Source organism: Flavobacterium cyclinae (genome assembly GCF_021172145.1).
GTDB classification, from domain to species: Bacteria; Bacteroidota; Bacteroidia; order Flavobacteriales; family Flavobacteriaceae; genus Flavobacterium; species Flavobacterium cyclinae.
The window spans coordinates 2,440,931-2,455,263 of sequence record NZ_CP089095.1 but is presented as its reverse complement, the minus strand read 5'-3'; the positions used below and the strand labels follow the sequence as shown (position 1 = coordinate 2,455,263).

Sequence of the window (14,333 nt, the reverse complement as noted above, 5' to 3'; positions counted from 1 at the left end):
AAAAAGGGTATAACAAACTATTTTTGTATATAAGAATGGTAATAAACTCATTATTGTATGGTTCTTCATTTGTGGACTATTATAATTTCCAATTCTACAGAAAAAATAAAGAGCAGAAGAAAGAATATGCAACAATGGGTATTATGTATAAGTTTCATAATAAAATGAATCATAAAGATTTTATTGATGAGGTTGATAATAAAAAGACATTTTTCAAAACGTTTAATAAATTCTGTAATCCAGCTTTTTTATATACCCAAAAAGATATGGATATCATCACAAACGTTATTTTGGAACGACTTAATCAAAAAATTGTGATTAAAAATCCAGAAAGTTCGGGAGGAAAGGGTGTGCGAATTTTCCAAGTTCAAAAAAAAGAAAATAGTATAATGATTGGAGATGTAGAACTTATTACTTTTTTAAACAATCATTTTAAGGAAAATGAATACTTTTATTTTGAGGATTTTATAATACAGCATGAAAGTATCGCAAATATTTCTCCATCGGCGGTTAATACAATAAGAATGATAACCTTGCTTAATGATGAAAATAGAGTAGATATTATTGGTTCGGTATTTCGTATTAGTGTAGATTGTCCTATAGACAATTATTCAGCAGGTAATTTAGCAGCAGAGATTGAAAGTGAAACTGGGATTGTAATTTCAGGAGGTATAAGAAAAAAATCTTCTTGTGATAGTTATCATGAAATACACCCTATTACAAAACAACAAATTTTAGGTTTTAAGGTTCCATTTTGGAATGAAATAAAACAATTGGTAACTGATGCCGCACTTGTAGTGCCACAAGTTAGAACTGTGGGTTGGGATATTGCAATTACGCCAGATGGCCCCATAATCATAGAGGGAAACAGTAAGTGGAATAAAGATACATGGCAAATTCCTGCAGGAAAAGGAAAACTTAATCAAATAAAAAAATATTTATAAAGAAAGATTATGTTGTTTAATTCGTTAAGTTTTGCCGTTTTTTTGCCCATTGTTTTTTTAGCCTATTGGTTTTTAAGATCAAATAAAAGCTATCAAAATTTACTTTTGATGGTTGCTAGTTATTATTTCTATGCTTGTTGGGATTATAGATTTTTATTTTTACTAATATTTTCTACATTATTGGATTATGCGTCTGGACTACAGATGCATTATACAAAGAATAGTAGAATGAAATTTTTTTGGTTTTGGTTAAGTATACTTATAAACTTGGGGTTTTTAGGTATTTTTAAATATTATAATTTTTTTGCTGAATCTTTTTCTAAAGCACTATCCGTTTTTGGAATAGAAACTAGTTTTATTTTTCTTGATGTTATATTGCCAGTAGGTATATCTTTTTATACTTTCCATGGTCTATCATATGTTATAGATATATATAAAAATAGAATAGAACCCGAGAAAAATTTTATTGATTATTCACTTTTTGTTAGTTTCTTTCCATTATTAGTTGCAGGTCCAATTGAGCGAGCTACTCATTTATTGCCTCAAATAAAAAGAGAAAGAAATTTTGATTATGCAAAAGCCTCAGAGGGTATGAGACAAATTCTATGGGGGCTTTTTAAGAAGATTGTTATTGCAGATAATTGTGCCTATTTCGCAAATATTATTTTCAATAATTCTTATGATTATTCGGGCAGTACCTTATTTTTAGGAGCCCTTTTTTTTACATTTCAAATATATGGTGATTTTTCTGGTTATTCAGATATCGCTTTAGGAACGGCTAAATTATTTGGTTTCGATTTACTTAAGAATTTTTCCTTTCCCTATTTCTCAAGAGATATAGCAGAATTTTGGCGAAGATGGCATATCTCACTCTCGTCATGGTTTAGGGACTATTTATATATACCATTAGGAGGAAGTAAGGGAGGGATAATGATGAAAATAAGAAATACCTTTATAATATTTATTGTTAGCGGCTTTTGGCACGGTGCAAATTGGACTTTTATTGTATGGGGTGCACTAAATGCTCTTTATTTTTTACCACTTATGCTATTAAATACAAATAGAAGTAATTTAGAGATTGCTGCTCAGGGTAAAATTTCACCAACTTTTAGAGAAGCTATTAATATTTTGATAACTTTTTTATTAACAGTTTTTGCATGGATATTCTTTAGAGCAGATAATGTTTTACATGCAACTTCCTATATAAAACAAATTTTTTCAGGAACATTTTTTACATTACCTCAAATTGAATTAAAAGCTTATTTTATTCTATCCGTTGTCTTTCTATTTTTCATCACAGAGTGGCTTAGTCGCGAATATGATTATGGATTAGGATTAATTAAAAATCTAAAATCTCCTTTTAAAAGATATTTAATTTATTTTATCATTGTATTAGCTATATTTTTGATAGGAAATTTTGAGGAAAATGAATTTATATATTTTCAATTTTAAATTATGAAATATTTCTTAAAAAAAACTCTATTTTTTTCATTACCAGTATTTTTTTTACTGATTATTGTAAATTATTCTATTGATCCAGCTAATTTATTTTCATCTAATTATGAGAATAATATAGCTAATGCTTTACTTTCCCAAAAAAACATTACAAATATTGATAACTATGATGATAGAAAACTTCAAAGAAATATTATAAATAAAATTAATTATTGTCCCAATACTATTGTTTTAGGTTCTAGCAGAACTATGCTTTTGAACTCTATTAATTGCAATAATACTAGTTTTTTAAACAATAGTGTCAGTGGTGCTACTATTGAAGATATTCTTGGTATATATCAACTTTATGTTAAAAATAACTATTTTCCAAAAAAAATAATTTTAGGAATTGACCCATGGCTTCTAAATGAAAATAATGGTCAAGAAAGATGGAAAAGTATATCATCTGAATACAATGATTTTTTAAAAAGTATTAATAAAAATCCAGTTGACATAAATAATTCTTCTTATCTACAATTAGTTTCACCTTCTTATTTTCAATCTTCTGTTAATATGTTATTTAACAAAAAGGAAAATCCAATAGTTACAAATAAACGATTCAATAGATCAATTACAAAAATTTTTGATGGTTCCATAACTTATGATCAGAAGTTTAGGCAAGCCGATTTAAATATTATTATGGGTAAAGTTGATAAATTTATAGAAGGTAAGATATACAGTATCGAAAATTATCAAAATTTATCATATAAAAATAGAATTCTATTTGAGCATTTTATTAAAATTCTAAATGATAATAATGTAGAAATTGAGTTTTTTTTGTCACCCTATCACCCCAAAGTTTATAATTTTATTAAGAATCAAAAAAAATATAAAAATGTAAATGAAAGTGAAAAATATTTTTTAAGTATTGCAAAAAAATTAAATATTGAGGTTTTAGGAAGTTATGATCCATTTAAACTTAATTTAAATGAATCACATTTTTACGATGGTATGCATTGTAACGAAAAAGGTGTTGATTTAATTTTATCAAAAAAATATAAATTGTAATGTATAAGAATTTTTTCAAGCGATTAATAGATTTTTCTTTGTCGTTAACAGGAATATTAGTTTTAATGCCAATATTTATAATTGCATTTATAACACTTTATTTTTCCAATAATGGTAAGCCTTTTTTTTACCAAGAACGTCCTGGAAGATTTGGTACTATTTTTAAAATAATTAAATTTAAAACTATGACAGATCAAACCGATAGTAATGGGAATCTACTTCCAGATAATCTAAGATTAACTAGAGTTGGAAAATTGATACGAAAAACTTCAATTGATGAAATACCCCAATTGTTAAATGTTTTAAGAGGAGATATGTCCTTAGTAGGACCACGCCCCTTACGAGTGCATTATTTACCTCTTTATTCTTATGAACAGAATAGAAGACATGAAGTAAGACCTGGAATTACAGGTTGGGCTCAAGTAAATGGGAGAAATACGTTAAGTTGGACTGAAAAATTTAAGCTTGATGTTTGGTATGTTGACAATATTAGTTTTTTATTAGATGTTAAGATTATAATTAATACTGTATTTAAAATTTTTAAAACAAATGAAGTAAATGCAACAGAGGACATTACTATGATTCCATTTGATGGTAAAAATTAATAATATGAAGAAAAGAGCGGTTATTTTTGGTGCGGGTACCTATGGCCAAGTATATTCAAAATACTTAGAAGAATATTACGAAATTCTGGGTTTTATTGATGATAATGATTTGTTGAAAGGGACTAATATTGGAGGATATTCTGTTCTAGGTAATATTAATTTTTTATTTAATGGAATAACTAAAGATGTAGCGGTTTTTGTTCCAATTGGTAATAACTCTGTTCGAGTTAATTTGCTTTTAAAGATTGAGTCAGAAGGATTTCAGATACCATCTTTTATTCATAAATCCGTATTGCTGGATGCAACAGTTGAGTTAGGAAAAGCAATATATATATTACCTAGTTCAAATGTGATGCCATTTACAAAAATACAAGATTATTCAATGATAAGTATGGGAGTTAATATTGCTCATCATGTTACCATTGAAAAAGGGTGTTTTTTTTCACAAGGAGTAAATATAGGTGCTTCAATTCATATTAAAGAATTTTCTTATTTTGGTATAGGTTCTACAGTGATGACAGGTGTTTCTTGCATTGGTGTAAACACATTAATTGGAGCAGGAACTTTAATTATTAAAAATGTTCCAGATGATGTTGTGATGATAGGTAACCCAGGAAAAATTTTAAGAATAAATACAAAGAAATAATATTTTAAGAGTATGAATTTTGAAGTAGTTTTAGAGTCGATTGAAGAGTTACAGCAAGTTAATTTGAACTCAATAAAAAGTATTGAATTGTGCTCTGCTCTTCAATTAGGTGGGCTTACTCCAAGTTATGCAACAACATCTTTTTTTTGTGAACATGCAGTTCCTGAAGTACATGTTATGATTCGACCTAGAGCTGGTGGATTTATTTACAATGATTTTGAACTACAATTAATGGAAGAAGAAATTAAATGTTTTGCAAATCTAGGAGTTACGGGTGTGGTATTTGGAATTTTAGATCGAGATTTCAGAATCGAAAGAGAGAAAACTATACAATTATTATCCATTTCAAAACAATTAGAACTACAAAACACTTTTCATAGAGCATTTGATTTCTCTACTGATCACGAATCCGATTTACATTTTTTAATTGAAGTTGGTTTTGATCGTCTTTTGACTGCAGGAAGTCAAAAAGGAGTTGATTTTGGATTGGAGAAATTAAAAAGATGGAAACATTTGTATGGTGATGAAATTCAAATCATAGCAGGTGGTGGTGTTACTTATGATAATGCAATACAATTAAAAAAAAATGGATTAGAATCCATACATTTTAATATAAAAGATCCAATTTTGAAGTCTGATTCTGTTATGGGTTATGAATATAAGTTAAATATAGAGAAGTTGCATAATTTAATTAGTATCTAGTAAGAAATTCAAAATTTTATAAGATAATAATGTAATATCAAAATATCATAAAATGCATTTTTTACAAAATAATATAACATTGTATAATTTTTTTACATTTTTAATATTGCTATTGTTGCTATTAAATTTTAAATTTAATATAATAAAGTTACATTTGATTTGGATAGTTATTTTTTCTTTTTTTTTAGTTTGTGCTACTTCCTTTTTTCCTAAATATCTAATAAAAAAGCATGAAAACAAGTATGTTGAAATTGATGTTAGTTCTCTAGACAAATCCAAAACTTATTATTTACATGTTTTAGGTGCGGGTTATAGTCTTGATACAAGATTATCAGCTACAAAGCAATTATCTGATGTTACACTATCTCGTTTAATTGAGGCAATTCGTATATCAAAGAAGCTACCAAATTACAAAATTGTAGGTTCGGGATATTCTAGCTTAGGAATAGAATCGCAAGCATCAGTTGTTAAAAGAGCTGCGGTTGAATTAGGTGTTCCCGACGATAAAATTGAGATGTTAACTACACCTTCTAACACTGCAGAAGAAGTAGTAGCTTTTGTAAATCAATTTGGAATTGATAAAAAAGTAATAGTTGTTTCCGATGCGATGCATCTTCCTAGAGCCATAATGTTATATATGCAAAATGGGATTGTTGCAATTCCAGCCCCTACCAACTTTAGAGTAAAACATGGTATTAATGATTATAACGGCATAACTTTTCCTTCTATTTCTTCTTTAGATTTAATGAACGAATACTTAAGAGAACAACTCAAATATTGGAAAGATAGTTGGAGCAATAAATAAAAATAAGAATTAAATTTTCTTGATATGGTTGTATAATCCTTATTGCCTCTTGTTTTGCTTGTTTTCATTTTTGCTCTTTATTTTTAACCTAGTGAATCAATTTGTATACTACTACTTGTTAAAATAATTTTTATAAATCATTAATTAACAATATGTTAATATCTTTTTTATAATGTTGAATTTTTTATTTTATATTTTTGTTTCAAATATTCAACTATAAATGAAAACAAATTTTAATTTTACTGATTGGTGTTTGTCTCTTTTCAAGACGTTTGCCAATGATTTTTTCTTTCTTAATTATTTGGGATTTAAAAGTCGGGATGATTACTTTAAATTCAAAGGTATAGTGTCTTTTTTGATGGTATTTTTTTTGTTGTTAAGTAGTCCAATTTTATTAGCTCAAGGAAGTGAGGATTTTTCTAATATTCCAACAAGCTCATCAAGTTCCTATTCTTTGCGAGAATGGCAAGGATTTGATAATGTAACTTGGACAGCAAATGGTGCTAGAACCGATCAAAGTATGACTGGTAAAGCTATTTGTTTTGGAAATTCTGGAACTCGAAATGTCATTTCTCCTACGTATACTGGAGGAATCGGAACTTTAACTTTTGATTATGTTCGGGCATTTACAGGAACTAATGCAAGAAGCATAGAAGTGTATGTAAATGGTACTCAAATTGGTACTACTATTACTGTAGATCGTAATTCTAATACTGTAATTACTTATTCTTCTGAAATTAATGTTGCAGGTGATGTAGTTCTTGAAATTCGTTCCACGGGAGCGGCACAAGTAAAAGTAGATAATATTGCATGGACAGGCTATTCAGCTCCTAGTGTTGCGCCCGTAATTTCAAGTAGTTTGTTTGCTAATGCTACTTATAATGAACCTTTGACTTATTCTATTGTTGCTGCTAATTCCCCATCTAGTTATAATGCTGTTGGGTTACCTTTAGGTTTATCTATTGATACATCAACTGGAGTCATATCGGGTAATCCATTACAAGTTGGAGTTTTTTCTGTTACTATTTCTGCAACAAATGCTACAGGTACTGGGGATGCAACATTGGAAATGCTAGTTTCTAAAGGAAATCAATCTATTATATTCGATACTATTCCCTCAAAAGTATATGGTGATTCTGATTTTACATTAAATGCTTCGGCATCTTCCGCTTTAGCAGTGACTTATGTAACTTCAAATCCTGATGTTGCTATTGTAACTAATAATAATATTGTTTCGATTGTAGGAGTAGGGATTGCTACTATAACTGCTTCGCAAAGTGGGGATGATTATTACAATGCAGCTGATCCTGTTGGTCAAGAATTAATTGTTGCTAAAGCAGATCAAGTAATTTCATTTGAACCATTAGTCGAAAAGTTGGATTCTGATGCTGATTTTCAGTTGAACGCTACTTCATCATCTGGTTTGGCAATTACTTACACAAGTTCAGATAATACAGTTGTATCAATTTCAGGTAATATAGCAAGTATAGAAGGTCCAGGTATTGTTCAAATAACAGCATCACAAGAAGGAAATGAAAACTATAACTCAGCACTTGCTGTTACACAAAATCAAGTTGTTATTAATACGGCTCTTGAAAGTCAAGAAATTACTTTTGGTGCTTTGCCAGAAGTTACTTACGGAGATGAAGCTTTTGAATTAGGGGCTGTCGTAGATTCAGGCATGCCTATTACATATACTAGTAGTGATGTGAACATTGCTTCAATTACTGAGGGTATTGTAACAATTCATCAACCGGGAGTTGTGTGGATAACAGCTTCACAAGAAGGAGGTAATGGTTATAATCCAGCGGCTAGTGTTTCACAAGAATTAGTCATCAACAAAAAAAGCATTACTGTTTCCAACCTTATTATTGAGGATAAAATTTATGATGGTTCATTTGGAGCTACAATATTATCCTATAGTCTAAATGGGATAATTGGAAGTGATATTATTGATATTGATGCATCAAATGCTGTTTTTGTTGATCAAAATGCAGGAGTTAATCAATCTGTAATTCCTAATTTTATTTTGATTGGAGCTGATGTTTTTAAATACGAATTGGAACAACCCTCTAATTTAACGGGAACTATTTTAAAATCAAATCAAACGATTAGTTTTACTAGTTTATCAAATTATACAACAGCGATCCCTTCATTTGAATTGAATGCTACTGCTACTTCCGGATTATCCGTTTCGTATTCTAGTTCTAATACTGAAGTAGCTACAATAAATGGAAATACGGTTACTATTGTAGGTGCAGGAACAACTATAATAACAGCTTATCAAGATGGTGATACCAACTTTAATGCAGCTACGGCTGTACCCCAGACTTTGGTAATTACTCGTGCTCCAGATGTTTTTGCTGCATGGCAATTTGGGGTACCTGCTTCATCTGGAAATGAAGTTAATTATACATCTACTACAAATGATGCAAGACTAACTTCAGCTACACTTTCAAGAGGTGCTGGAGTATCTCCAACAAGTCTAGGAAGAGCTTTTGCATCTAATGGATGGAATTCGAGTAGTAAATCTGAGGCATTAGATTCAAATGAATATTATGAATTTAGTTTTACTCCTACTTCAGGTTATGCGATGTCTTTGAATACATTAGATGTTACTTTGAGAAGATCTAGTAATACTGCACCTAATTCTTATATTTGGATGTACAGTATTGATGGAATAGATTTTAATGAAATAGGTACTGAAATAAATTACACCAGTACTGCAGATGGAGCTGTACAACCTCAAATTGATTTATCTGTCGTTGAAGCGTTGCAAAATTTGCCTGCTGGTACACTTCTTACTTTTAGATTATATGCATGGGGGGCAACCTCTTCCACAGCTACATTTTCAATTGGAAGGTATGGGTCAAATGACGCTACTAATAGCTTAGTAGTTACAGGTTTTGTAAATCAATTACCTGCTCCTACTATTACAAGTTCTTTGAGTGCTTCAGGAACCGTAGGTCAATCTTTCAACTACTCAACAATGGCATCTAATGTGCCGTCTAGTTATAATGCATCAGGTTTGCCGTTAGGGTTATCCATTAATACATCAACAGGTATTATTTCTGGTGTGCCAACAGTTGCAGGAGTATTTAATGTTAGTTTGTCAGCTACTAACTTGTCAGGTACTGATACACAAGAGTTGATTTTAACGGTATTAAAATCAGATCAAGAACTTACGTTTGATGTTTTACCTTCGTTTGTTTATGGCGATTTACCATTTGAATTAGACGGAACAGCTTCTTCAGGTCTAACGGTGTCTTATACTAGTTCTAATCCTTCTGTTGCTACACTGGAGGGGAATGTACTAACCATTGTTGGTGCAGGTACTACATTAATAACAGCTTCTCAAGCTGGAAATGATAACTATAATTCAGCATTAGAAATTACTAGAGAACTAGTGGTGAATAAAGCGGATCAAACCATAACATTTGAATTGTTAGAAAATCGTTTAGATACAGATGCAAGTTTTACATTAACTGCTTCGACTACTTCAGGGTTACCTGTGAGTTTTATAAGTGATAACGAATCGGTTTTATCTATAAATGGAAATGTTGCTACTATACTAGCTTCTGGAACAGTTGTTATTACTGCTCTTCAAGAAGGAAATGATAATTATAACGCAGCTGTTACTGTTAGCCAAGAGCAAGTAATTATTAATACTTCATTAGCAAATCAAGAAATAACATTTGAACCAATCGCAGAACAAGTTTATGGTAATGCTCCAATTGTCTTAAATGCAACAGCTAGTTCAGGATTGATTGTAACCTATGTTAGTTCAGATGAAACAATCGCAACTATAGACGGAAATAGTGTAAACCTATTACAACCTGGAACTGTAACCATCACAGCGAACCAGGTGGGGAATGCTAGTTACAATCCAGCACCAGCATCTTCTCAGTCTTTAGTGATTGTTAAAAAACAATTAACCGTAAGTGAGGTAGTTGTTGCTGATAAATCATATGATGGCACAACTAGCGCACAAGTTTCTAGTTATCAATTAAATGGTATTGTAGGAGTTGATGAAGTTGAATTAACTAATACGGCAGAATTTGAACAGGCTAATGTAGGTCAAAATATAGCAGTAATACCTAATTTTGAATTAGTAGGTTTACATTCAGATCGTTATACTTTAGTTCAGCCAACAAATGTAATTGGAAATATAGTGAAAGCAGATCAAGTACTTGTTTTTGAGGCATTACCTTCAAAAGTATATGGAGATGCTGCTTTTGAAATTTCAGCTTTGGGTGGCGCTTCTGGAGAACCAATAGTGTTTACTAGTTCAGATGAGACTATTGCTACTGTTTTAGGAAATCAGATAACAATTTTAGCTGGAGGAACGGTTCAAATCACGGCAAGTCAATTAGGGAATGAGAATTACAATGATGCAATTTCGGTATCTCAAGAATTAGTAATTGCTCCAAGAGTTCAATATATTAATGGTTTTTCGTCTTTAGGTACCAAGTATATTTCTGCATTACCTTTTGCATTAAATGCTACAGCAACTTCTGCTTTAGATGTTAGTTATACAAGTTCCAATACTGATGTAGCGACAGTTGATGGTAATGTGATAACAATTGTTGGTATAGGTCAAACTGAAATTACTGCAATTCAAGAAGGTAGTGCTAATTATGAACCTGTTACCCAAGTACGTTCGCTTAAGGTTATTCCTGATCCAATTGCGGCATGGAATGTTTATGGATTGAATCAAGTTCCAACAGCCACTGCAACTACATTTACTAATTTAGTTGCAACTAATGGTGCAAATCTTTTAACAAGAGGGGCTGGTGCAACTGCTAGCGTAGGCACTAACTCATTTAGAACAACAGGTTTTAAAAATGATGGTATTGATTTAGGTAATAATGATTATTTTGAGTTTAAGTTACAACCGGAAAGTGGTTATCAAATGAATTTAACTTCTATTGATGCTAATTTTGTAGGTACTTCAACTTTTTATGCTTCACCAGGAGTAACACATCAGTTTGCTTACAGTATCGATGGATCAAATTTTAATTTTATAGGTTTACCTATCACAAGTACTGATTTAATTATTCCTACAATCGATTTAACACAGATTTCAGAGTTACAAAACATTCCAAACGGAACTACTGTTACCTTTAGATATTTTGCTAGCGGTCAAACTTCAACTGGAGGTTGGGGTTTAAGTTCTCCAGCTGCTGATTCCGATGCGCTTGCTATTGGGGGTAATTTAGTAACTTTACCTGTCACTCCTCAAATTACAGTAACTCAAAATTGTGATGGAACTGTAACCCTTTCTACAGATGCTACTGGTACTTTATTATGGAGTACCAATGATACCTCTTCAAGTATTACTATTTCTACTGCTGGAACTTATACGGTTTCACAGACCATTGATGGTCTTACTAGTAACTTAGGAACTGTAGATGTTGTTCCGGTAGTTATCAGTTCTCCAATTGTTGATAATCAAACTTTTTGTAGTGTTGATACTCCTAGAATTTCTGATATTGTTGTATTGGGTCAAAATATTAAAGTCTATAGTGACAGTGAGAAAACTATGTTATTAAGTAGTGAAACTCCATTAGAAAGTGCTACTTATTATGTTACTCAAACCATTGATACGTGCGAAAGTGAAGTTGTAGCTGTTCAAATAACAGTCAACCAGTCTTATACTTATTACGTGGACACTGATGGTGATGGTTATGGTTCTACAACAACAGTCATGTTGTGTGATTCTACGCTTCAAGAGGGTTATTCAGTAAACAATACGGACTGTGATGATACCAATGCAGCTGTATGGCGTACAGGAGATTTCTATGTAGATGCGGATGCAGATACATATGGAACAGGAGAAGCGGTTTCTTTATGTTATGGAACAAACACGCCAGCAGGCTATGCGACACGCGCAGGAGACTGTAACGATTCAAGTGCATCGGTTAATCCGGGAGCTACCGAGATATGTGGTAACGGAATAGATGACAATTGTAATGGAAGTATTGATGAGGGTTGTGTTGTTTATTCGCAAGTTCAGTCTTCACAATGTGGAGTTACTATAGGAAGTTTATCTACTGCGATTTATGCAAACATGATAAGTGGAGCTACGTCCTACACATTTGAAGTAACGGAAGGTTCAACTGTACGAGAGTTTACCCCATCTTCTGGATTACGTTACTTTAATTTAAATCAGTTAACCGGAGGGTCGTTATATGCTACTACGTATAGTATTCGAGTTAACTATTTAAAATCAGGAGTTTGGAGTGGATATGGTCCTTCATGTGAAGTGACTACGCCTGCAGTTCCAACGAGTAAAGTACAAACCTCACAATGTGGAGTTACTTTAGCGTCATTAGGGACACAGATTAGTGCAAATTCAGTAAGTAATGTAACGACATATCGATTTGAAGTTACAGATGGATTAACTGTTTCTACATACGATTCAGCTACACGTCAGTTCCAATTAACACAAGTTTCAGGTTTATCATTGCGTTATGCAACTACCTACCAGATACGCGTTAAATTATTGATTAATAATGGGCAGTGGAGTGAATATGGAGAGTCATGTGATGTTACCACTCCGTCATTACCATTAACTAAGGTTCAAACTTCACAGTGTGGAGTAACAGTTGCAGCACGAGAAACGTTGATTTATGCAGATGCAGTAACAGGAGTTTCAGGATATAGATTTGAGGTAACACGACCAAACAATACAGTTGCGGTAGTAACTACGGCATCGGGTAATGATAGATCGTTTAGTTTAAGTCAAGTTGCGGCTGATTTTGGTGAGGCCTATTCTGTTCGAGTAGCGGTATTGAACAATGGAGTTTGGGGAGAATATGGTACAGTGTGTACAGTATCAGCACCAGATCCATTGACTCAAGTTCAAGCATCACAATGTGGAATAACATTAGGTTCGTTAACTACTCCAATTTATGCAGATGCTGTTTCAGGAGCGACAAGATATCGTTTCCAAGTAACACGAGGATCAGAGGTTAGGGAGTACACCACAAGTTCGGGTTCTATACGTTACTTTAATTTAACCCAGTTAGATGGTGGGTCAAATTTTGGAGCGGCTTATTTTGTAAAAGTTGCGGTAGAGTATAGAGGTTCATGGAGAGCTTATGGAACAGGATGTTATGTAACTACACCAACACCAACCACTAAAGTTCAAACTTCACAATGTGGAATTACTTTAGCATCATTAAATACGATAATTTCAGCCAATTCAGTATCGAATGTATCGGCTTATCGATTTGAGGTAACAAAAGAAGGTGGAGAGGTAAGGACATTTGATTCTAGTACACGTCAGTTCTATTTAGCACAATTGAATCGAGGAAGTGAATTTGCTACTTATGCTACAACTTATAGTATTCGAGTTGCACTTAAGAGTGGTGGAAGTTGGATGGAATATGGCGAGTCATGTAATGTGACAACTCCATCATTACCAACAACCAAACTTCAAGGGGCATATTGTGGTAGAACTAATGTTACACCAGGAAGAAGATTGTATTCAAGTAGAGTTTTAGGAGCGTCTGCTTATCGTTTTAGAATAACCAATGGGTTAGATCAAGCGGAATATACAACTGCTTCAGCAAGTGTGTATTGGTTTACGATGAATGATGTTGATATACCATATATTACAGGTACTACTTATAATGTAGAGGTAGCGGTACTTAATAATGGTGTTTGGGGTCCTTATGGTGATGTATGTACAATAACAACACGAGGCACAGCACCAACAAGTAGAGAAGAGGTGGTTAAAGAAGATGATTCCCCAAGTAAAGTTATCTTTGCAGTTAAGGGTTATCCAAATCCATACACATCTTACTTTACAGTATCATTAGAAACGCCAAGCGCATCTATGGTTTATGTTAGGGTGTTTGACATGACAGGAAAACTAATTGAAGATCGAGAAGTGGCACCGTCACAATTAGAAGAGCTACAATTAGGTTCACAATGGGCATCAGGTGTTTACAATGTTATTGTAGCACAAGACGACCAATTGAAAACCATACGCATGGTTAAACAAGAGTAGTGATGTAGGAAAAGTGCTCAAAGCACAACACACACTTCATTATAAACAAGAGGAGGCTGTCGTAAGACAGCCTCCTTTATTATAATCATTAATGCAGTTTGATTGAAATCTC

At 32.2% G+C, this 14,333-nt stretch carries 8 protein-coding genes; all 8 read left to right on the top strand.

Going from position 1 to position 14,333, the window contains the following annotated elements; all coding sequences use genetic code 11:
* The first annotated feature begins 164 nt into the window (after positions 1–164).
* Positions 165–944 (top strand): sugar-transfer associated ATP-grasp domain-containing protein, encoded by a 780-nt coding sequence (locus LOS86_RS11250; RefSeq protein ID WP_231842199.1) that lies wholly within the window; start codon positions 165–167, stop codon positions 942–944.
* Positions 945–953: 9 nt separating this feature from the next.
* Complete coding sequence (locus LOS86_RS11245; RefSeq protein ID WP_231842198.1) at positions 954–2,396, top strand: MBOAT family O-acyltransferase; 1,443 nt, start codon at positions 954–956, stop codon at positions 2,394–2,396.
* Between the two features lie 3 nt (positions 2,397–2,399).
* A complete protein-coding gene (locus tag LOS86_RS11240; RefSeq protein ID WP_231842197.1) occupies positions 2,400–3,446 on the top strand; it encodes a hypothetical protein in 1,047 nt (348 codons plus the stop codon).
* Positions 3,446–4,051: a sugar transferase gene (locus tag LOS86_RS11235; RefSeq protein WP_231842196.1), complete on the top strand. Its 606-nt coding sequence runs from the start codon at positions 3,446–3,448 to the stop codon at positions 4,049–4,051. Before LOS86_RS11240 ends, LOS86_RS11235 begins: the two co-directional genes overlap by 1 nt.
* A 4-nt stretch (positions 4,052–4,055) precedes the next feature.
* On the top strand, positions 4,056–4,697 hold the full coding sequence (locus LOS86_RS11230; RefSeq protein WP_231842195.1) for an acetyltransferase: 642 nt from the start codon (positions 4,056–4,058) through the stop codon (positions 4,695–4,697).
* A 12-nt stretch (positions 4,698–4,709) separates the two neighbouring features.
* Positions 4,710–5,399 carry a copper homeostasis protein CutC gene (locus tag LOS86_RS11225; RefSeq protein WP_231842194.1) on the top strand — a complete coding sequence of 230 codons (690 nt, stop codon included), beginning with the start codon at positions 4,710–4,712 and terminating at the stop codon, positions 5,397–5,399.
* A 154-nt stretch (positions 5,400–5,553) separates the two neighbouring features.
* Positions 5,554–6,204: a YdcF family protein gene (locus LOS86_RS11220; RefSeq protein ID WP_231842193.1), complete on the top strand. Its 651-nt coding sequence runs from the start codon at positions 5,554–5,556 to the stop codon at positions 6,202–6,204.
* Positions 6,205–6,424: 220 nt separating this feature from the next.
* Positions 6,425–14,221, top strand: coding sequence for a putative Ig domain-containing protein (locus LOS86_RS11215; protein ID WP_231842192.1), 7,797 nt, complete (start codon positions 6,425–6,427; stop codon positions 14,219–14,221).
* The last annotated feature ends 112 nt before the right edge of the window (positions 14,222–14,333 follow it).

Coding starts and splice junctions, on each gene's coding strand:
- LOS86_RS11250 (WP_231842199.1), top strand. CDS start 165: ATGAATCATAAAGATTTTATTGATGAGGTTGATAATAAAAAGACATTT.
- LOS86_RS11245 (WP_231842198.1), top strand. CDS start 954: ATGTTGTTTAATTCGTTAAGTTTTGCCGTTTTTTTGCCCATTGTTTTT.
- LOS86_RS11240 (WP_231842197.1), top strand. CDS start 2,400: ATGAAATATTTCTTAAAAAAAACTCTATTTTTTTCATTACCAGTATTT.
- LOS86_RS11235 (WP_231842196.1), top strand. CDS start 3,446: ATGTATAAGAATTTTTTCAAGCGATTAATAGATTTTTCTTTGTCGTTA.
- LOS86_RS11230 (WP_231842195.1), top strand. CDS start 4,056: ATGAAGAAAAGAGCGGTTATTTTTGGTGCGGGTACCTATGGCCAAGTA.
- LOS86_RS11225 (WP_231842194.1), top strand. CDS start 4,710: ATGAATTTTGAAGTAGTTTTAGAGTCGATTGAAGAGTTACAGCAAGTT.
- LOS86_RS11215 (WP_231842192.1), top strand. CDS start 6,425: ATGAAAACAAATTTTAATTTTACTGATTGGTGTTTGTCTCTTTTCAAG.